Annotated in this window: 17 protein-coding genes, 2 riboswitches and 1 other annotated feature; of the genes, 6 read left to right on the top strand and 11 right to left on the bottom strand. The window is 31.0% G+C overall.

The genetic code is table 11. The features are described from left to right. The first annotated feature begins 240 nt into the window (after positions 1–240). Entirely contained in the window at positions 241–909 is a 669-nt protein-coding gene (locus EBB51_RS04645; RefSeq protein WP_243103912.1) for a YihY/virulence factor BrkB family protein, read from the top strand. A 2-nt stretch (positions 910–911) separates the two neighbouring features. On the opposite strand, the gene EBB51_RS04640 is transcribed toward EBB51_RS04645, so the two are convergent. Together EBB51_RS04640 and EBB51_RS04635 are read right to left on the bottom strand one after the other, a co-directional pair. Continuing rightward, complete coding sequence (locus EBB51_RS04640; protein ID WP_123053390.1) at positions 912–2216, bottom strand: MATE family efflux transporter; 1305 nt, start codon at positions 2214–2216, stop codon at positions 912–914. A gap of 67 nt (positions 2217–2283) precedes the next feature. Next, positions 2284–3102, bottom strand: coding sequence for a MerR family transcriptional regulator (locus EBB51_RS04635; protein ID WP_190285330.1), 819 nt, complete (start codon positions 3100–3102; stop codon positions 2284–2286). 227 nt (positions 3103–3329) lie between these two features. Between EBB51_RS04635 and iorA the strand changes: the two genes are divergently transcribed. Beyond that, positions 3330–5114, top strand: coding sequence for an indolepyruvate ferredoxin oxidoreductase subunit alpha (gene iorA, locus EBB51_RS04630; protein WP_123053388.1), 1785 nt, complete (start codon positions 3330–3332; stop codon positions 5112–5114). A 1-nt stretch (position 5115) separates the two neighbouring features. Continuing rightward, a complete protein-coding gene (locus tag EBB51_RS04625) occupies positions 5116–5685 on the top strand; it encodes an indolepyruvate oxidoreductase subunit beta (protein ID WP_123053387.1) in 570 nt (189 codons plus the stop codon). A gap of 91 nt (positions 5686–5776) precedes the next feature. Here the strand turns inward: EBB51_RS04625 and EBB51_RS04620 are convergent, their stop codons facing one another. From EBB51_RS04620 to mtnK, 5 genes are all read right to left on the bottom strand, one after another. Continuing rightward, on the bottom strand, positions 5777–6619 hold the full coding sequence (locus EBB51_RS04620; protein WP_123053386.1) for an MBL fold metallo-hydrolase: 843 nt from the start codon (positions 6617–6619) through the stop codon (positions 5777–5779). A 231-nt stretch (positions 6620–6850) separates the two neighbouring features. Continuing rightward, positions 6851–7501 carry a class II aldolase/adducin family protein gene (locus EBB51_RS04615; protein ID WP_123053385.1) on the bottom strand — a complete coding sequence of 217 codons (651 nt, stop codon included), beginning with the start codon at positions 7499–7501 and terminating at the stop codon, positions 6851–6853. Beyond that, positions 7494–8885, bottom strand: a complete 1392-nt coding sequence (locus EBB51_RS04610) for a PTS transporter subunit IIC (protein WP_123053384.1) — start codon at positions 8883–8885, stop codon at positions 7494–7496. The genes EBB51_RS04615 and EBB51_RS04610 overlap by 8 nt, the downstream gene beginning before the upstream one ends. Positions 8886–8977: 92 nt before the next feature. Beyond that, positions 8978–10024: an S-methyl-5-thioribose-1-phosphate isomerase gene (mtnA, locus tag EBB51_RS04605; protein ID WP_123053383.1), complete on the bottom strand. Its 1047-nt coding sequence runs from the start codon at positions 10022–10024 to the stop codon at positions 8978–8980. After that, positions 10024–11247 carry an S-methyl-5-thioribose kinase gene (gene mtnK, locus EBB51_RS04600; protein ID WP_123053382.1) on the bottom strand — a complete coding sequence of 408 codons (1224 nt, stop codon included), beginning with the start codon at positions 11245–11247 and terminating at the stop codon, positions 10024–10026. The genes mtnA and mtnK overlap by 1 nt, the downstream gene beginning before the upstream one ends. A gap of 290 nt (positions 11248–11537) precedes the next feature. Here mtnK and EBB51_RS04595 point away from each other — a divergent pair, with 290 nt between their 5' ends. Beyond that, positions 11538–12323, top strand: a complete 786-nt coding sequence (locus EBB51_RS04595; RefSeq protein WP_123053381.1) for a DeoR/GlpR family DNA-binding transcription regulator — start codon at positions 11538–11540, stop codon at positions 12321–12323. Positions 12324–12854: 531 nt separating this feature from the next. Here EBB51_RS04595 and EBB51_RS04590 read toward each other — a convergent pair. From EBB51_RS04590 to EBB51_RS04575, 3 genes are all read right to left on the bottom strand, one after another. Then, positions 12855–13457: a folate family ECF transporter S component gene (locus EBB51_RS04590; protein WP_123053380.1), complete on the bottom strand. Its 603-nt coding sequence runs from the start codon at positions 13455–13457 to the stop codon at positions 12855–12857. 64 nt (positions 13458–13521) lie between these two features. After that, positions 13522–13645: riboswitch (THF riboswitch) on the bottom strand. A gap of 89 nt (positions 13646–13734) precedes the next feature. Continuing rightward, positions 13735–13811: riboswitch (ZMP/ZTP riboswitch) on the bottom strand. A 53-nt stretch (positions 13812–13864) separates the two neighbouring features. Further along, complete coding sequence (gene tyrS, locus EBB51_RS04580; protein ID WP_123053378.1) at positions 13865–15097, bottom strand: tyrosine--tRNA ligase; 1233 nt, start codon at positions 15095–15097, stop codon at positions 13865–13867. 61 nt (positions 15098–15158) lie between these two features. Further along, positions 15159–15418 (bottom strand) — a binding site (T-box leader). Positions 15419–15751: 333 nt separating this feature from the next. Then, entirely contained in the window at positions 15752–16600 is an 849-nt protein-coding gene (locus EBB51_RS04575; protein WP_123053377.1) for a YitT family protein, read from the bottom strand. A 302-nt stretch (positions 16601–16902) separates the two neighbouring features. Here EBB51_RS04575 and EBB51_RS04570 point away from each other — a divergent pair, with 302 nt between their 5' ends. Together EBB51_RS04570 and glpT are read left to right on the top strand one after the other, a co-directional pair. Further along, positions 16903–18207 carry a M18 family aminopeptidase gene (locus EBB51_RS04570; protein ID WP_123053376.1) on the top strand — a complete coding sequence of 435 codons (1305 nt, stop codon included), beginning with the start codon at positions 16903–16905 and terminating at the stop codon, positions 18205–18207. Positions 18208–18555: 348 nt separating this feature from the next. Continuing rightward, positions 18556–19881 carry a glycerol-3-phosphate transporter gene (gene glpT / locus EBB51_RS04565; RefSeq protein ID WP_123053375.1) on the top strand — a complete coding sequence of 442 codons (1326 nt, stop codon included), beginning with the start codon at positions 18556–18558 and terminating at the stop codon, positions 19879–19881. Between the two features lie 65 nt (positions 19882–19946). Here the strand turns inward: glpT and map are convergent, their stop codons facing one another. Then, positions 19947–20702, bottom strand: a complete 756-nt coding sequence (map, locus tag EBB51_RS04560; RefSeq protein ID WP_123053374.1) for a type I methionyl aminopeptidase — start codon at positions 20700–20702, stop codon at positions 19947–19949. Positions 20703–20833: the final 131 nt, after the last annotated feature.

The raw sequence follows: 20833 nt of genomic DNA, 5'->3' as shown, positions 1-20833 counted from the left end.
TTAAAGATATTCTTTTAAATATTTTTTACTGTAAAAGTCTTATATAATTAGTTGATTAATATAATTATTATAGTAACTATAAAGGTGATATTGTTATGCGAAAAAAATTATTGTACTATTTAAAATGTATCATAATAAGATTTGTAAAAGATGATGTAATGGCACTGTCTTCCCAGCTTGCATATAGTCTTGTATTTCTTTTTCCCATTTTTAATATTCATAATAAGCCTTATAGGATATATGCCAATTCAAAGCAGCGATGTACTTAAGATATTAAATGTAATATTACCTTCCAATATATTAAAACTTATAAATGATACTGTAATATATACAGTGGATACCAGAAATAATAAAATATTGTTTCCAAGCTTGATTTTTATGATATGGACTGCTTGCAGTGGGTTTCACGCTGTTATAAAAGGACTTAATATGGCATATGGATTGAGGGAAAGAAGAAGTAAATTGAAACTTTATGCTATATCAATTTTATGTACATTAGGATTTATAATGATTATATTGATAACCAGTATGTTTTTAATTTTTGGACAGATAATTGGTGAATTTCTAGCATATAAATTTAAACTTTCCAGTGAATTTAATGTTGTCTGGAATGTTGTAAGATATATAGTAATATTTTTATCTATAAGCCTTATCTTTGCTACAGTTTATAAATATACTCCCAGCATTAAACTTAAATGGAGAGAAGTATTGAGCGGAACTTTTACAGCTACCTTTAGTCTTATAATTGTATCAATTTGTTTTGCATTTTATGTAAATAATTTTTCAAATTATTCATTGATTTATGGAAGTATAGGTGCAGTAATAGCTCTTCTTACCTGGCTCTTTATTCTTTCAAATATAATAATAATAGGTGGAGAAGTTAATGCAATAGTATACAGAAAGAGATAAATTCAATTCGAGAGCCCCTTGAGCTTCCTATTATGATTCATATGACCACCGGCTATTACTGCTAAGAACACTAATAATTCTCCACCTAAATTGCTAAGCCATATTCCATTGTCCCCTATTATTCTTGGCAATATGATTAAAGAAATTTGCGTAGCCAAAAATCCCCTAAATACGCATATAGCAGTTGAAATTTTGCACATTTCGATACTTTGAAAATAGGTTGATTTAATTATATTAATACCAGCAAAGAAAGTTCCCAGACTAAATATTTTAAGTGCATTATATGCTGTATTTATTAAATCTATATTGGTAGTAAAAAATGATACTATCCATTTCCCAAATAAGAAGAAAATAAAATAATTAACAAATGCTGCTGCAAGCACACTTTTTATAGCTAGTGAATAATAGTATTTAACTTTATCCTTTTCCTTAGCCCCATGATAAAAGCTTAATAGCGGCTGCATCCCTTGGGCTATACCCACAAATATCGCAGCTATAACTGTTAAGGTATAGTTTATTATGCTGTAGGCTGCAGCACCACTTTCTCCAATTCTCTTTAAAATTACCATATTAAAGGACATTGTTACAACTGCTGTGGTAGACTCTGTTAAAAATGTAGGAAATCCTATTATTGTTATATCTTTAATTGATTTAAATGACATTTTGCATCTTTTAAACCTGAAGACTCCTTTTCCACTTAGAAAGTAAACAATTGCTATAGTCATGCTTACAAATTCACCTAGTCCTGTAGCAATAGCAGCCCCTGTAACCCCCCATTTAAATATAAAAATGAATATATAATCCAGCAGTATGTTAGTTAATGATCCTGCTATCATTGCATACATTGCAAGTTTTGGTGCACCATCATTTCTTAAAAAACAGTTTAATCCTTCACTTAAAACTAAAGGTACAGAAAATATGAAACAAAATTTCATATAATTATAAACATCCTCTATTAAAGAATCCGGTGCTCCCAAGGCATAGGCTATAGGTTTTGAAAAAAATACACCTACTATAAATAGTACAATTGCCACTATAATTAGGAATAAAATAGATTCATTAAATTTATCTATAGCCTCCTCACTTTTACCGGCTCCTAAGTTCATCGCAGCTAAGGTTGATCCACCAACAGAAACTATTAGCCCTAATGCTGTAGCTATGAGATTTGGTGGAAATGCTATATTTACTGCTGCCAGTGCATTACTTCCAATTCCTTTACCAACAAACATTCCATCTACAATAATGTATAATGATGTAACTAACATTCCAATTACAGCTGGAGTTACATAGTTAAAAAATTTTCTCATCAATACAACCTCCTCCCTACAGAGAAAAATTATATACTCTACAACGATTATAGAGTCAAGAAAATTTTTACTTTGCAACCTTTATAAATAATTCCACAAAACCTTTCTCTTTATCATCACAAAATTCTGAAGCTATATAGCTTTCATACAAAGATCCTTCAACCTTTAAATTTTCATCCTCAATAAATTTAAAAAGTTGTTTTACATATTTTTTGTAATTACTATAGTAATCAATATAAAGGATAGATGCATATAATCCTTTTTGAAGTTCACAAATCTTAATGTTTTCATTTTTTTCTATATCGTTATCCGTAATATCAAGATAAATATTGCATTTTGGCCCTCTTTTTTTGTTAAACTCTTCATAGCTTGTTTCATATATAACTTCCAAAGTCAAAAGGTCATTTAACTTAGAAAGTGTATTCAAGACTTTTCTAAAACTTATTTCTGCATCTTCTAAATCTTTATTCGCCATATTTACCTTAGCAATCTTCTTTTTAGGTTTTTCATTTAAAAATACTTTCCCCAAGGGTTTCTTAAGCATAGATTTTATGTGCTGTCCTTTCTTTTGAATTAAGTTCCTTCGCTTTTTGAGCTCCTTAATCTGTCTATCTATTTCATATTCTTGATTTTGTAAGAATCCAAGTGCATCTTCTATACTAATTTTGTTTGATATAATTTCTTTTATTTCTAAAAGAGATAGTCCCAACTTTCTATAAAATATTATAAAATCTAACTTGTAAAATTGTTCTAGAGAATAATACCTGTATCCATTATTCTTAACCAAACTTGGTTTTAAAAGTCCTAATTTATCATAATGTCTTAAGGTTTGAACAGACAAGTTAGATAGTTTAGATATCTCTCCTATCGAAAAATACTTTTCCATAATAAACCTCCCCTGTAACAGCATTAATATGTATATTTATTGTCATTCCATATTATTAGCATATGAATAATTTTAACTTTTAAATTATAACATATATTGATAAAAAAGTAGGAGTTATCACTCCCAATGTAGAAGTTAAAAATAGTATTATATAATTATTTCCAAAAGATTTAGCTTTATCTGCATCAGCAGAGTTAAGTAATATATTTATAGATAGGAGTGAAATCATGAAAAAATTATTAACAGGAAATGAGGCAATTGCCCGCGGGGCATGGGAAGCAGGATTAAGATTTGCTTCAGCATATCCAGGTACACCAAGTACAGAAATATTAGAAAATATTGCAGCCTATAAAAAAGACATTGCTGCAGAATGGGCACCAAATGAAAAAGTTGCTTTAGAAGCAGCTATAGGTGCTTCTATTGCCGGTGCAAGATCTTTAGCAGCAATGAAATTAGTAGGTCTTAATGTAGCAGCAGATCCTCTGTTTACTTCTGCCTATACAGGTGTTAATGGTGGTATGGTTGTAATAACTGCAGATGATCCAGGTCAATTTTCATCCCAAACAGAACAGGATAATCGTAATTATGCAAAAGCTGCTAAAGTTGCAATGTTTGAGCCAACAAACAGCCAAGAAGCAAAAGACATGATAAAAATGGCTTTTGAAGTAAGTGAAAAATTTGATATTCCTGCTTTAATAAGAACGACTACAAGAGTTGCTCATTCTAAAGGATTAGTTGAATATAATGACAGAAAAGAAGTTGAAATTAAGGAGTATTCTAAGAACCCTGAAAAGTATTTAACTGTTCCAGCTAATGCAAAAAAACGCAGAGCATCGCTAGAAGAAAGAATAAAAAAGCTCCTGGATTTTTCTAATAAAACTAACTTGAATTATATTGAATGGAATGATACTAAAATTGGAGTAATTGCTTCAGGCATTTCTTTTAGTTATGCTAAAGAAGTGTTTGGGGATTCAGCTTCATATCTAAAATTAGGATTTACTAATCCGCTTCCTGATCAAAAGATTAAAGAATTTGCTGAGAAAATAGATAAACTATATGTTATAGAGGAAAATGATCCATATATTGAAGAACGAGTTAAACTTTTAGGTTTTAACTGCCTTGGCAAAGAGCTTTTCCCTGCTTTTGGAGAAATGACTCCAGATGTTATTAGAAAAGTTGTATATGGAAAAACTAAGGAAACTAGTTCCTTTGACAAAAGTAAAGTAGTTCCAAGACCACCATCATTATGTGCAGGATGTCCTCACAGGGGATTCTTCTATGAACTTGGAAAAAGGAAAAATATAATGGTATGTGGAGATATCGGATGCTATACTTTGGCTTATGATTATCCATATAACGCTATGGATACAGCTATATGTATGGGGGCAAGTATAAGTGCTGGACATGGAGCGCAAAAGGTTTTCAACATGAAAAAAGATAATAAGATGAGAGTTGTATCTGTTTTAGGAGATTCAACATTCTTTCACAGCGGTATGACTTCACTTTTAGAAGTAACATATAATAAAAGCAACACAGTAAATGTAATATTAGATAACCGTACTACCGGTATGACGGGTCACCAGCAAAATCCAGGAACAGGTTATACACTGCAGGAAGAAGAAACATTCGAAACAGATATTGAAAAGGTTGCCAGGGCATTTGGTATTAAGAATGTCACCACAGTAAATCCAAATAATCTTAAACAGGTAAATGATTCATTAGATTGGGCACTTAACCTTGATGAACCCTCAGTAATTATTACAAAATGGCCTTGTGCACTAAAAAAGCTATCAGATCATGATAAGGAAAGATTTACTGATGCTTTTAAGAGTAAATGTGAAATTAATGATGAAAAGTGTATTGGATGTAGATCTTGTATCAAAACAGGATGTCCATCTTTATCTTTTGACAAGACAGCCAAGAAAGCTAAAATTAATTCAAGTTCATGTGTAGGCTGCGAGGTATGTCTTCAAGTTTGTCCAGTAAAAGCAATTGGAAAGGTGGAAAGATAATATGGTAAAAAGCATTCTTTTAGTAGGCGTAGGTGGACAAGGAACCATACTTGCTAGCAAACTTTTGACAGCAGGTCTTGTTGAGGCAGGTTATGATGTTAAAATGAGTGAAATCCATGGAATGTCTCAAAGAGGAGGATCAGTATCAACTGACGTTAGATATGGAGATAAGGTTGAATCTCCAGTTATTGAAATGGGCGAAGCTGATATAATTGTAGCTTTTGAAAAAATGGAGGCATTAAGATGGCTTAAGTATTTGAAAAAAGGTGGAAAGATTGTAGTTAACGATTATGAAATAGAACCTATGCCAGTTGTTTCCGGAAAAGTAGATTATCCTAAAGAAATTATAGAAGAACTTAACAAAAGTGCTGTAACAAAGGTTATAGATGCTGCAAATCAAGCTGAAAAACTTGGAAGTCCAAAGGTTATGAACGTAATATTGCTCGGAACCATTATTAAATTGATGGGACTTGAGGAAATAGATTGGAAAAAGATAATTAAAGATAATGTTAAAGAAAAGTTTGTTGACTTGAACCAAAAAGCAGTTAAAGTAGGAATGAACTTAGTTTAAGTTAAGGAACTTAACAAACGGTACCGAATAGTAATATTGATGCTTAAAGGTGTCTGAAATTTCAAGCAAGCTTAAAGTTTCAGGCGCCTTGTTAAATATTTAATTCCATTCCAGTCCTAATATGTGAAATTTTATTTCCTAAGACACTTTCCAATTTTTTAAATGCCTTTTCTCCGGTACAATGTCCTGTATAAACTTTTTCTATATTTTCATCCAATATCTTTTTTATGAGTACATCAATTTCTTCTTGAGATGGATTTAAGAATTTTATTAAAGGAATCCTAACTAAATGAAAACCCCCTATTATTGCTTTAATTTTTAAGTTTGGAAATCTCTTTCTTACCGTTTCAATCATATTAGCTGTACCATTATGGGAACAGCCTGTAAAAATAGTTAACTCATTTTTCTCCTTAATAACCATAATTAATTCATGGTCAAACTTATCTCTAATTATTTTATTTCCATCTCTAACAAATAAATATTTGTTTCCTTTAGGAATTTTATATCGCTTCTCTATATCAGTAATAATATATACGTTATCCATTATTTCTATAAATTTATCGATATAATTAATTCTGTATAAATATTTGTTAAACACCATTTTATTGATTCTAACACTTTTGCTAAATAACATGGTGCGAAAATAGAAATCCCGTTCCACTCCTCTTTTGCAATAAACTTTTGCTTTATCATTTATTTGTAAAAATGATAAAAGTCCCCCTCCATGGTCACCATGGCCATGTGAAAGAATTACAGCATCAATTTGCTGCAAATTTATTCCCATCTTATTTGCATTTTTTATAAAATTCCCGGTTCTGCCTGTATCAAAAAGTATACGTTTATCATTTGCTTCTATGTATATAGACAAGCCTCGTTCACAAATCAGGTCTTTTGAATAACCCTTTGTATTTTCTATTAGTATATTAACCTTCATATTTATCTCCCTTTTCCAATAAGGTTTCTAGTTCCAAACTTAGTTTATAGCTAAAAGTAAAGTAATGTATAGTTATTTTAATTTGCAAACTCAACTTATACACAGGGAAATATATACAGCCTGAAGGCACATTAAAAACTTGTTAAAAGTTTTTACAGTGTCAAAGGCTGTACATATTTTCTGGAGTGTAAGTTAAGTTGCAAACTAGAAACCTTATATCTAAATAAGTTATTATTTAAAATTTATATATGATGGGTAATTCCACTTTTGTAATTCCTCTACAGGTAAAGCTTTAGGTTCCTTATACCCATTAATCAATAAAACCCTGTAATAAATTTCAGCTATTTCCTCTACATATTTTGCCTTAAGATAAGTACTATCTATATCTTCACCTACAGTTATAACTCCATGACTTTCAAGTAAACATGCATCTGATTTTTTAAGAGGTTCAACTATTGATTCTGCAAGTTCTCTAGTACCAGGTCTGCCATAAGGCGCAACATAAACAGTTCCTCCATAATACATAGCTTCATAAACAATTGGTGGAATTTCTTTCTTTAATACTGCAAAAGATGTGGCAAAACGTGAATGTGTATGTACTACAGCTGTAACATCCGGCCTTGAGTTATATGCATAAACGTGCATTAATAACTCACTGCTTGGTCTGCGATTTTTATTATTCTCTATTACATTCAATTTTGAATCCACTACACATATATCCTCATAAGATAATTCTTTTCTGTCAACACCAGAAGGAGTTATTACTATATATCCTGTTTTTTTATCTTTAATACTAAAATTGCCGGATTTGTGTTTACATAAACCTTCATCATCTGCTTTTTTGGCAATTGAAACTAATTTCTTTTTTATATCTTCAAGCATCATACTTTCTCCTTTCTACTTCAATTTCCTTTTTCATATCTATTTCCTTATCTATCTTCTTCATATATTTTGCATACCAAAAAAACAATCCTACAAAACAAACAAATGATACAAGTCCAATTACATCTCCATTTACTATATTAGCTGCATGTGCTATACACCATCTAAATTCTGGTCCCTCTATTCCATAGTAGGTTAATAATTGTCCCTTGGGAACTGTCAATGTTTTTTGGGCTATAGCCAAATTTGTAAGAATAGGTGCAAATTGAGAAGAAACTACCAAATATATAGGTGTAGTTATCACACCCATTATGAACATCTTCACTAGATTCCCACCAGTTACTATTAGTGCAGGCACAGTTGCTGCTACATTTATAATTGAAGCTAATGGTAAAACACTGTTTATTCCAAACTTAGCAAGTACTATGGCAAATATAAGTTCAACAGGAACAAGCAAAATACATGTAACCCAAAGTTCCGAACTTCCTCCAAGTACAGACCAATCTATACCTATGCAAAATTCTCTACCTTTATATTTCTTTTTCATATATTCACCTGCAGCCTCAGCTATTGGCCCAAGTGACTCAAGAAAAAGATTTGCTACTAAAGGAAAAAGTACTAGTGCTGTAGCAATTTCTACTCCTGTTTGCAATATAACCTTAACACTGCACCCGCCAATACTTGCAATTAAAACTCCTACTATAAATCCCATTACACTGTTTTCGCCAAATATACCTATCTTTTCTTTTAATTTATTTGAATCTAAATTTATTTTATTAATTCCAGGAATAAAATCTAAAAGTCTACTTAACGGTGCTAAAATTACACCCTGCAAATTCATAACATGGGGACAAGTTACATTGTTCATCTTAGATAATCTACCTACTGACTTTTGAACTATATCTGCATTTTTTAATTCAAATACTACCTCAATTGCTGCTGCAATAAGGGCAAGAGGTACGCTGTGAGTTAATGCAGCAACTATAGTGGCTGTTAATATTTTACCCCATACGTTCCACATATCCACATTCAAACAATTTGTCCATCCAAATGCCAGCATTAATATATTTATACCTATTTGTATAGGAAAAACTATTAATGCATAAGGCCATGCCCATGCTATAGCTGCAACAGGTGCCCATCCTACGTCCATTGTAGTCAATTTTATCCCTGTGCTACTTACAAATGCATTTGCAGCAGGACTAATAGATTTAAACATAAACTCCAGTACTACGTTCATGCCTGTAAAGGCTATTCCAAGAGTTAAACCACATACTATGGCTTTTTTTAATTTCATTTTAACTCCTAGTGCTATTATAATCATTACTATTGGTAAAAAAACTGCAGCTCCTAAATCCAGTATATATTTTACTACATAACCCATCTTGTTCCTCCATTCTAAAATTTAACTTTGTATGCCCCCTTTTTACATACTTTTATGAATAAGTTTGATATATTAAAAGAGAGCATATAAATTTACTTTATTATCTTTCGCAAATTTTCCTCAAATGGAGGATATACTATCCCCTTTTCTGTGACTATAGCAGTTATATTTTCATGTGGAGTTACATCAAAAGATGGATTATATACTTTAACGTTCTTAGGTGCTGTCCACACCCCAAATCTGCAAGTAACTTCCTTAGGATCTCTTTCCTCTATAGGTATATCTTTGCCACTTGGAGTACTCAAATCAATGCTTGGAGTAGGTGCAGCTATATACATCGGTATATTAAAATATTTAGCTAAGATAGAGACTCCAAAGGTACCTATTTTATTTGCAGTATCACCATTTGCAGCTATTCTGTCACAGCCTACTATTACTGCATCAATTTTATGCTGTGCCATAACTACAGCTGCCATATTATCAGTAATAGTTGTTACATCTATTCCAGCCATATAAAGCTCAAGTGCCGTCAATGTTGATCCCTGCAGTCTAGGTCTTGTCTCATCCGAATATACTTTAAGATGCCACCCTTTTTCCTTTGCAAGGTACATAGGGGCTGTAGCTGTACCATATTTGGATGTTGCCAGCTGCCCTGCATTACAGTGGGTCAAGATACCCATCCCATCTTTTAGAAGGGTAATCAAATTTTCTCCTATGGTCCTGCAAATTTTTATATCCTCACTGTGAATGTTTCTGGCTTCAATTTTTGATATCTTCTTTATTTCATCAATAGGCTTGTCCTTTACTTCTTCAATTTTCTTTAGCATTCTTTTTAATGCCCATGAAAGGTTTACAGCTGTAGGTCTGCTTGAATTTAAATAACTAGCTTTTTCTTTTACTTCTTCATAAAATTCTTTGAAAGAACTTTCTGTTGCATTCTTTATTCCAAAATATAATCCATAACCTGCCGTAACTCCTATAGCCGGTGCACCTCTAACTATCATGGTTTTTATAGCATCGTACACACCTTCTACTGAGTCATAAGTTTTATATTCTATAGAATTAGGAAGCTTGGTTTGGTCTAATAACACAAGCTCCTCCTTTTCATCATTCCATTGAATTGCTAATAATTCAGACATTATTTTGCCTCCCTATATGTTTTTTTACATTTTTCAACTAATAAAATAAATTCATCAATTGAATTCACATTATTTCTTTCCACAAGTATTGCTTGGCCAATTTCTAAACCTAATATTTGTGCTTTAGCTCTTTCCTGTAAATCTTCTATTTCATCTAAGTCTGGTACATGAGCCATGCCAATAATTCTCCTCATAATTTCACAAGAACAAAATCCAATAGTTTCATGTAATAAATTTTTTATATAGTATTCCTTATAACTAGGTACTTTTGTTATTATATCCTTTGACTCATTTTCCCACAGATAATCAAATTCCTTATAAAACTCATTCCATATTTGTACAATTGAATTAAGTAAATATTCCCTATACTCCTTTATCTCACTTTGACTTTTATCTTTTCTACCTTCCCACGATACATAATTTAAAATGAAATTTGCAAATAGCAAACCTATATCATATCCATATGGTCCATAAAAAGCAAATTCACAGTCAAACACAATGCTTTTATCTTCATTTATAAATATAGATCCTGTATGTAAGTCTCCATGAAGCAGCGCTTCTGCCTTAGTCATAAATATATTTTTCAATTTGGAAACTTCAAACCATACTTTTTTATTATTCCAAACTTTTTTTACATAATCCTTTATACATTCGTTTACATTGTTTGATTCAGCATCCATATAAGGATCATTTAAAACAAGTCTTTCCGTTATATCACAAAGTTCGGGGCTTATAAATTTTCCAACAATTTTTTTCTTTTCCATTGGGCTCATTCCCATATCAGATGTTAAAAACAAATTTCTCGCCATGAATTTTCCTATTTGCTCTGGAAATTTATTAAACATTTTCATTTCCATTAAACCTTTTCTTAAAACTTCCATATCCCCTAAGTCTTCCATTACAGTTAAAGCATATTCATTACTATGATAGTATACTTTTGGCACACTATTAGGACATACTTTATTTTGAAGTTTTAATGTCTCAGCTTCAATTCTATTTCTATCTAAAGTTAATTTCCAACCTTCCCCTGCAACTTTCAAATAGGGTAATGCTTGTTTAACTATAACTTTTTTGTTATTATCCATGTCTTCCACTCTAAAAACAAGATTTAAATTTCCATCTCCTACTTCTTTACTCGTAACTTCATGATCCTCGGGAAATATATTTATTTTTTTTAAATATTCTCCAATAGTGTCATTTGTCATCGCTTTATACTCACCCATTTTTAAAACCTCCATTTGTTTTATATTGTGAACAGTGATTGTTTAAACAAGTATATGTTTATGTTTAACATATGTTTGTTTAAATATTACACCAATATGTTCAAACTTGCAATCATCAAATTGTATTAAAAACTACTAAATTTTATAAATCTTAAATAATATACTTAATATTTCTCTTTATATCCAAAGAAAATAATAATTTGAGATAACATTCTTTCATAAATAACATTACTATGATATATTTAATATATTAATTTAATCTTTATCTTCAATTAAGGAGGTTTTATACCATGACACAAGAAGAAAGAAGATTATATATTAAAAAGATTTTAAATTACAACAAAAAAGTAGAAACAAAAGACTTAAGCAAAGATTTAAATGTATCAGAAATGACTATACGAAGAGACTTGGACTATTTAGAAAAAAAAGGCATATTAAAGAGAGTGTTAAATGGTGCCATATTGAACTCTATCAACAAAATAGATCCAATAGATGATAGCTTAAATATAAGAATGAATCAAAGTATAGAGGAAAAAAAAGCTATAGCTAAGTATGCAAGTACACTAATAAATGATGATGATATAATATTTCTAGATGCTTCAACCACTGTCTGTGCATTATGTCCTTACATATTAAATAAGAAAATAACTATAGTTACAAATTGTATTAGAATATGCAATTATTTTAATACAATTAAAAATATAAATATTATTCTTGCTGGTGGAATATTAAGATGTGGAACGTTATCTTTAATAGGTACTGATACCAATAAATTTTTAAAACAATATAATACAAATAAGCTCTTCTTATCAGGAAAAGCTTTGTCACTCAAAGACGGACTTACAGATGTGAATACTTTTGAAATAGAAGCTAAGAAAGCAGCTATGGAAAATACAAAAGAAATTATATTGCTGATAGATCATACTAAATTAAACCAAACTTCTTTAATTAAAGTTTGTGATACAAACAATATATCTAAAATAATAATTGACGGTTTCAAAAACTTTTCACCTGAAGAACAAAACACAATAGATTTTATAAAAAATAGCGGTACTGATATAATTATAGCTAATTAATGTTATTAAATACATCTATATGTTAGAAATCTCAACCATTAAGTTACATTGCAATTCATAATATAAAAACAGAGGACATAGGACAGAGGACAATTGACAGAGTTAGAAAGAATAATATGCTTCAAATAGATGTTGTTGAAGACATAAAAGGATGAGAGATTTACTATAGAAGATAATTGGAATAATCCACTATTTATAAAGGTAAAATTTCAAAATAAGCTGGAAATTTTTTATTAAAGTTTTTAGGTAAAAGGGTGAGTGTATCTATTTTTACGACCTATCGGTCTGCAAGCTTACCAGCTCTTTAATTAAACGTAAAAAAATACAATTCCAGTAAAAATAGAATTTTTACTGGAATTTAAGTGCTAAATCCCTGTTAACTTAGAAGAGTACTCCTGAGGAACAAAAGAATAAGGGTTTCTTTTAAATTAAAGATTTTTTAGAGCACAGCGGAGAAAAATCAACCTTCTCTGTCCTATGTCCTCTGGCAATGGAAAAATTTACACCCCTGGGGTGAAAATTCTGTTTTTATTATACAATTGGTATATACTTTCCTTTTTGCTTTGGTATAAAGCCCTCACGTACAAGGATGTGAAGAAATACTTGAAGCAGTGCAACTAACATGATAACCTCTATTGGAAGCATAATTGTATTTTTAATTAAGCTCTTTACAAAGAAATAATAATATCCCTTACCAAACAAAATTGCACTCCAAAGTGAGCCAAGTCCTACATGTATAATAAAGTTAACTAGAAATTTCATGACGAAAATCCTTAAAACAGAAATTTGACTGTGATATAGAAAAATTCCATAAATAAAGAATTCAAGCATAGTTGATAAAGTATAACCTGGGAAAAAAATATTAGAAGGCAAAATTACGAAGCCAATCAAATCGTAAGCCAATCCAGTAAACAGACCTACAACGGGACCAAAGATCATAGAACCAAAAGCCACCACTAGAAAAGAAAATGAAATACGAAGGTTTATTCCTACAGGAATGTAAATTGAACTTAAAACAGTGCCAAGCGCAATAGTCAAGCCGGCAAAAACAAGTGATCTCAATTTATGAACTTCTGCAGCTGCAGCAGTCCAATATCCAGTTGTAAAAATTGAATCAATACTATTTTTAATCATAAAAAAATTCCTCCTTAAATTGGCAAAACTTCATGCCACATAGAGGAAGATATCTCCAATATGCAGCAGCGGGATGCGATAACTGTATGGCAACATCAACATAAGATATTATAAATATGTTAAATGTTTCCGTCCTGAGATCAACTCCCCGTTTCTCAGACACATAACCCACGATTATCTACTCTGCCATTTTTCTTAATATACAAATCTAACCTAAAAATTAATAATTAAGTAATCCCTCCTTTCAAAGATAATACAAAAAAGCCGACTATCCGGACTTATCTGCCCAGACGGTCGGCCTTTTCTGTCATACTCCCATGTGGTTATCCACGTCCGTCAGTCATATGACTTCTTAACTATTAAATTACTACCAAAATCCACTCTTGTCAATATCATGCGGCATTTTTCTATTCAAATAATTCACTCTTTACTTTAATAAAATTTGCCTTTCCAACTTGAATAACAAAGCTTTTACCTGGATTTTGCATTACAAAATTATTAAACTTTTCGCCATCTACCTTTACAGCATTTTGAGATATAAGGCGCCTAGCTTCACTATTACTTTTAGCAATTCCGCTTCTAGTAATAACCTTTATCAAGTCTATTTCATCATTTGGTGAAAAGCAGTCCTCAGACAGAATAAATTCACAAACATCATCTGGAATGAGATTTTTCTGGAACACAGTTTTAAAATGTTCTTCAGCAGATTCTGCTTCACTTATGCCGCAGTATAAAGTTGTTATTTCTTTTGCAAGGCGCATTTTAATGTCACGCGGGTTTGTTTCTGGATTATTAAGCTTTAACTTAATTGCTTCAACTTCATCTGGGTGAATATCTGTCGCAAGTTCAAAGTATTTAATAATAAGATTATCTGGAATAGTCATTGTCTTTTGGTAAATTGAAACAGCATCTTCAGATATTCCAATATAATTTCCCAAACTTTTACTCATTTTTTCAACACCATCTGTACCTTCAAGTAAAGGCATAAACAGAGCTATTTGACTTTCCTGGCCATAATCCTTTTGTAATGTACGGCCCATTAGAACATTGAAGGTTTGATCTGTGCCGCCCATTTCAATATCTGCCTTTATCTCTACAGAATCATATGCCTGCATTAATGGGTAGAAAAATTCATGCAGTCCTATAGGTTCATTGTTTTTATATCTTTTCTCAAAATCATCTCTTTCAAGTATTCTTGCAACGGTAACTTTTCCAGCAAGTTTTAATATATCTTCAAAATTAAGCTTAGACAGCCACTCGCTGTTAAACCTAACCTCCGTCTTATCTCTATCAAGTATTTTGAATATCTGTTTTTCGTAAGTTCTAGCATTTTCAAGTACCTGCTCAGTTGTCAATTGCTTACGAGTTTTGCTTTTGCCTGTAGGATCACCAATTTTGCCAGTAAAATCACCAATTATAATTACTGCACGATGTCCTAAATCCTGCATTTGTTTAATTTTTCGAAGCACAACTGCATGACCAAGATGTATATCTGGTGCAGAAGGATCAAGTCCGAGTTTAACTGTAAGAGGACTGCCTGATGCTGCGCTCCTTTCCAGCTTTTGCTTTAAATTTTCTTCACTCACGACCTGGTTTACACCTTTCATAATAATCTTAAACTGTTCTTCAACACTTTTCATTTTTATCATCCTCTCTATTATTATAAATCCAAATAAAAAAAACTCCTGTCCACTGCATTATGCAGAGGACGGGAGCATTACTCACGTGTTACCACCTCAAAATTTATCTACACATCGCTGTGTAAACCTCATCAGGTACGATACAAGTATTTATACCCTAGCGATGTAACGGTCGCACCCGGCAGCAGTCTACTTGGATATAAATCCTTTCGGTGTGCCACTCAGAGATGTATTCAAAATCTGTTTTCTGCTCCTCTCATCAACCGGCAGCTTTCTGTTGAAAACTTTATGATTTCTACTTCTTCTCATCGCAGTTTTAAATATATGGTACATTATATCACTTAAATAATAGGTTATCAATATATAACTAACATTATTATTTCCATTATCTTAAATTTTATGTTTTAAATTTTTATATAATATTTAGTATTAAATATTATATTATGGATATAATATTCAATAGACATATGTCACTTTCCCCAAATTTAAAATTTATAAAATCTATAGTAAGGAACTACCTCAATAATTCTAGAAATTATTGAGATAGTTCTCTTTTGGGATTTATTAAGATAATCACAAGTTTAAACAATCTAAACTTAGATCTGCCTTATGACTCAAAGCTTGGCAAATTTAAACTTTCCGAGACGTTTAAAATTAAACTATACTAGAAAATCCCTCTCCTAATACTTCATTTACTTCATTTACAGTAATAAATGCTTTATCATCTACTTTCAATATATATTCCTTTAATTTAAGGAACTGTTTTCTATCAAGTATAGTTGTTATGACTTCATTTTCATTATTTTTATAAGCTCCCTTAGCATAATATATAGTTGCACTTCTATCAAGTTCATCCATAATATATCTTTCTATTTCTTTACCCTTTGAGCTTATTATAGCAACATGCTTATAAGTATTTAAACTTAAAATAACCCTATCAATAATTGTAGCATTCAAAATTATTCCCAAAATTGCATACATACCCTTATCTATTCCAAATATAATAGCTGCAATAAATGCTATAATAATATCAGGAATAAGTATACACTTGCCTATACTTATTTTAGTGTATTTATTTATTATCTTAGCTATTATATCTGTCCCCCCTGTGGATGCATTTCTATTGAATACAATACCCATTCCAACACCACATATTAATATTCCAAATATCAGTTGCATTAGAGTGTCACTGCTAAATGGTTTTACTGCTGGATACACTTTTTGCATTATCCATATAATTATTGATATAGAAAAACTGCAAAATATCGTCTTTCCTCCAAAAATTGGTCCTATGACTATAACACCCACTGTAAAAAGAATTACCTCACAAATCAGCATAAACATTCCCATAGGTATACTAGGAAAAATACTATTTACAATTATAGCTGCTCCACTTACTCCTCCAGCTGCTATATTACAAGGTTTTAGAAAAAAATAAGTCCCAAATGCAACTAAAAAGGCTGCAATTAATAACATGGGTATATCTTTTATATCTTTTTTCAAATACAATCCCTCCCCACATTTATATTATTTATAATTTTTATCAATAAATACTTGCAAAACATAAAAGAGCATATAAAACCTAACTAAAATTACCCTTAGATTTATATATGCTCCCATTACATGCAAATTAAAATTACATGAACGTCTTTTAACCGTATATTACTATTATATAATTTAAAATATTTTCCTGTCAATATGTTTATTTTTTCTGGCTGACTAAAATTATGTTTTGTATTTCCTAAAATTTGAACTATATACTATAATATAACTTAGTATTGTATTTAAAAAGGAGACGATAACTTATGACAGATTATGAAATTAGTGAAGCAAATGAACTTATAAATTATATTTATGAAAGTCCTACAGCATTCCATGTAGTTAAAAATGCAGTATCTATTCTTAAAAAATTCAAGTTTACAGAACTAAAAGAAGAAGACTCATGGAAAATAGAAAAAGGCGGAAAATACTTTGTAGTTAAAAATAATTCTGCACTCACTGCCTTTGTTGTTGGAAATGGTGAACTTGAAAATGATGGTTTTAAAATAATAGGAGCTCATACTGATTCACCTGGTTTTAAAATAAAACCAAATGCAGATATACAAGTTGAAAATTCCTATGTAAAATTGAATACAGAAGTATACGGCGGACCTATATTAAATACATGGATGGACAGACCTCTTTCAATCGCAGGCAGAGTTATTTTAAAAGGTAAAAACATACTTTCTCCTGATATAAAATTAATAAATATAAAAAGACCGCTGCTAATTATCCCTAACTTAGCAATTCATATGAATAGAGACATAAACCTTGGGATTAAGCTAAATAAGCAAATACACACACTTCCCCTTCTATCCCTTGTAAATGAAAAATTCGAAACTTCAAGGTACTTAACTAAAATCATAAGTGACGAATTATGTGTATCACAGGAAGACATACTAGATTTTGATTTGTTTTTATATGAATTTGAAAAAGGAACCATGTTAGGTGCAAATAATGAATTTATATCTTCTGGTAGATTGGATGATTTAAGCATGGTATACTCTGGTATAAAGTCAATTTGCAATAGTACTGCAAAGAACAGCACAAATGTTATGGTTTGCTTTGACAATGAGGAAGTTGGAAGTACTACAAAACAAGGAGCAAATTCTCCAATGCTCTTATCTGTTTTAGAGAGAATAGCATTTAATCTTGGTAAAAATAAAGAAGATTTTTATAGAGCTATCTCAAAATCATTTATGATATCTTGTGACTTAGGTCATGCACTTCATCCAAATTATCAAGAAAAATCCGATCCTGTGAATAAGCCTATAATAAATAAGGGTCCTATTATAAAAATGGCTGCAAGTCAAAGTTATACTACAGATGCCGTATCAAGTGCAGTATATAAGAGTATTTGTAATAAAGCCAAAGTTCCCTTCCAGGTATTTGTAAATCGTTCAGACGAAAGAGGCGGCTCGACTATAGGACCAATATCTTCAAGCCACATAAATATGACAACATTAGATATGGGACTTGCAATATTATCAATGCATTCAATAAGAGAGCTTGGTGGAGTAAAAGATTATATATACGCCATGAAATCTTTTGAAGAGTTTTACAATTTATAGTTATATACAAAATAAAGAGTAAGACTTCTGCTGCTAAATATGGGCAGGAGTTTTAATTTTATGTATGAGCATATAAAATTTAACATAAGTTTAACATTTTCTTAATGTGAGCTTAACATTATTTATTATACTATTTGACAATATACTGTAATTTATATATAATGATATCATAAAGGTAGAGAGCGGAGAACCTTATTATATAAGGTATCTCTGCTTTTTTTGTATCTTTATGTAATTGTTTGCACATATTTTATACTACTTCCAGCGCTAATGTAGTATAAAATACTCAAATATATATTATTTAAATGTTATATATTTAGAATTAATTTTGAAAGGTGGTATTTTTATATGTTAAATTTTCTGAAGCCTGCCCCACATATCGCCAGACTTCCAGAGGAAAAGATTGATTCAACCTACAAAAAATATCGTTTACAAGTATTTTTAAGCATCTACATAGGTTACTTAACTTATTATTTTGTAAGAAGTAACTTTGCAATGGGTAAAGTTTATTTAATTCAAGAGGGATTTACCAAAACACAGCTGGGTATTGTAGCTTCAGCATTAGGACTAGCTTACGGGATTAGTAAATTTGTTATGGGAAATGTCTCTGACAGATCTAATCCAAGGTACTTTTTAGGCATAGGATTAATATTATCAGGTATTGTAAATTTTCTTTTTCCAATAACTACAAGTGTTACAATGATGTTTATAATAATGCTTTTAAATGGATGGTTCCAAGGTATGGGCTGGCCTCCATGCGGACGAACTATGACTCACTGGTTCTCTGATAAAGAACGTGGAGTAAAAATGTCAATTTGGAATACTGCACATAATGTAGGCGGTGGAACAATATCATTCATTGTCCTATTTGGTGTTGCAATATTCGGAAGCTGGAAAGGTGTTTTCTATTTTCCCGGCATGATTGCTATAGTAGTAGGTATCTTATATATGGTATTTGCAAAAGATACTCCTCAATCTGTTGGTCTTCCTCCAATAGAAGAATATAAAAATGACTATCCTAAGGTTGATGTAGACAATAGAGAAAGGGAAATGACTGGTAAGGAAATACTATTTAAACATGTGTTAAATAATAAATATTTATGGTATATAGCAATTGCAAACATATTTGTATACGTTGTTAGATATGGTGTATTAAACTGGTCACCTATATATTTAAAAGAAGTAGCTCATTTGGGTAATTCAGGTGCTGCTCTTGGATTTTCAATATATGAATATGCTGCAATTCCAGGAACTATATTAGTTGGATGGCTGAGTGATAAAGTATTTCATGGTAGAAGAGCTCCTATGGGAATTATATGTATGGTAGGTGATATTTTAGCCATATTAGTTTATGCTCATACTACAAATGTAACATTATTATTCATTTCATTAGCTGTAATGGGTGCTTTAATATATGGACCTGTTATGTTAATAGGCGTAAGTGCACTTGACTTAGTTCCTAAAAAAGCATCTGGTACAGCAGCAGGATTCACCGGACTATTTGGATATTTAGGTGGAGAAGTTTGTGCAGAAGCTGTAATGGGTGTTGTCGTAGATAAATTTAATTGGAGCGGCGGTTTTAACATGCTTATTATATGTTCAATACTTGCTATAGTATTTCTATCATTTACATGGAATGTACATGATAGATCTAAAGATTCAGCTGCTGCTTAATTTTAAAATTTTTGATTAAAATAAATGAGTAGATTTTTTTAGAATCTACTCATTTATTTTAGATTTTATAAGTTATCTTGATCAGTTAAAATAATAGGTCCATCCTTTGTTATAGCTATTGTGTGCTCATATTGAGCTGAAAGACTTCCATCTAATGTACGTGCTGTCCATTCATTATCATCTGTTGTAACTTGATATTTTCCTATGTTTATCATAGGTTCTATGGTAATTACCATTCCTTCTCTAAGCCTTATACCTTTACCTGGTTTCCCATAGTGCGGCACACATATATCATCATGCATTTTTTTACCTATGCCGTGACCTGTATAATCTCTTACAACTGAGTATCCAAGTGGTTCAGCATAAGTTTGTATTTCATGTCCTATATCCCCTATTCTATTTCCTACAACAGCTTTTTTTATTCCCTTATATAGACATTCCTTTGTAACTTTCATAAGATCTTCTGCTTCTTTTGATATATTTCCAACTGGGTATGACCATGCCGAATCAGCAAGCCAGCCATTTAAGTTTACAACCATGTCAATAGTTACAATATCTCCATTTTTTAAAGGTTTTTTATTAGGAAATCCATGGCAAACTTCATCATTTACAGATGCACATGTTGCATATGGGAATCCCATGTAACCTTTTTCTTCTGGTGTGGCATTATGATCTTTTAAATACCTTTCTACAAATTGGTCTATTTCCATTGTAGTTATACCTGGTTTTATCATCTTTTTGATTTCTTTATGACATGATGCTAGTATTTTACCTGCTTCTGCCATATAACCTATTTCTTTTTTAGTTTTTATATCTATCATATCTGATCCCTCTATCTTGAAATTTATTGTATATATCATCCAAAATCATTTTAACATACATTAATTTCACATTCAATTGTATATATTGCAGCGCAAAATACGGACATGGCTAATACCCATGTCCGTATCTT

This window comes from Clostridium sp. JN-1, from assembly GCF_003718715.1.
GTDB lineage: Bacteria > Bacillota > Clostridia > Clostridiales > Clostridiaceae > Clostridium_AV.
The sequence above is the reverse complement of the archived record's forward strand: the minus strand, read 5'-3'. Positions and strand labels throughout refer to the sequence as shown.

What these genes read in the sequence shown, in the direction of transcription:
- EBB51_RS04645 (WP_243103912.1), top strand. Translation starts at nt 241, where the DNA reads ATGCCAATTCAAAGCAGCGATGTACTTAAGATATTAAATGTAATATTA.
- EBB51_RS04640 (WP_123053390.1), bottom strand. Translation starts at nt 2,216, where the DNA reads ATGAGAAAATTTTTTAACTATGTAACTCCAGCTGTAATTGGAATGTTA.
- EBB51_RS04635 (WP_190285330.1), bottom strand. Translation starts at nt 3,102, where the DNA reads ATGGAAAAGTATTTTTCGATAGGAGAGATATCTAAACTATCTAACTTG.
- iorA (WP_123053388.1), top strand. Translation starts at nt 3,330, where the DNA reads ATGAAAAAATTATTAACAGGAAATGAGGCAATTGCCCGCGGGGCATGG.
- EBB51_RS04625 (WP_123053387.1), top strand. Translation starts at nt 5,116, where the DNA reads ATGGTAAAAAGCATTCTTTTAGTAGGCGTAGGTGGACAAGGAACCATA.
- EBB51_RS04620 (WP_123053386.1), bottom strand. Translation starts at nt 6,619, where the DNA reads ATGAAGGTTAATATACTAATAGAAAATACAAAGGGTTATTCAAAAGAC.
- EBB51_RS04615 (WP_123053385.1), bottom strand. Translation starts at nt 7,501, where the DNA reads ATGCTTGAAGATATAAAAAAGAAATTAGTTTCAATTGCCAAAAAAGCA.
- EBB51_RS04610 (WP_123053384.1), bottom strand. Translation starts at nt 8,885, where the DNA reads ATGGGTTATGTAGTAAAATATATACTGGATTTAGGAGCTGCAGTTTTT.
- mtnA (WP_123053383.1), bottom strand. Translation starts at nt 10,024, where the DNA reads ATGTCTGAATTATTAGCAATTCAATGGAATGATGAAAAGGAGGAGCTT.
- mtnK (WP_123053382.1), bottom strand. Translation starts at nt 11,247, where the DNA reads ATGGGTGAGTATAAAGCGATGACAAATGACACTATTGGAGAATATTTA.
- EBB51_RS04595 (WP_123053381.1), top strand. Translation starts at nt 11,538, where the DNA reads ATGACACAAGAAGAAAGAAGATTATATATTAAAAAGATTTTAAATTAC.
- EBB51_RS04590 (WP_123053380.1), bottom strand. Translation starts at nt 13,457, where the DNA reads ATGATTAAAAATAGTATTGATTCAATTTTTACAACTGGATATTGGACT.
- tyrS (WP_123053378.1), bottom strand. Translation starts at nt 15,097, where the DNA reads ATGAAAAGTGTTGAAGAACAGTTTAAGATTATTATGAAAGGTGTAAAC.
- EBB51_RS04570 (WP_123053376.1), top strand. Translation starts at nt 16,903, where the DNA reads ATGACAGATTATGAAATTAGTGAAGCAAATGAACTTATAAATTATATT.
- glpT (WP_123053375.1), top strand. Translation starts at nt 18,556, where the DNA reads ATGTTAAATTTTCTGAAGCCTGCCCCACATATCGCCAGACTTCCAGAG.
- map (WP_123053374.1), bottom strand. Translation starts at nt 20,702, where the DNA reads ATGATAGATATAAAAACTAAAAAAGAAATAGGTTATATGGCAGAAGCA.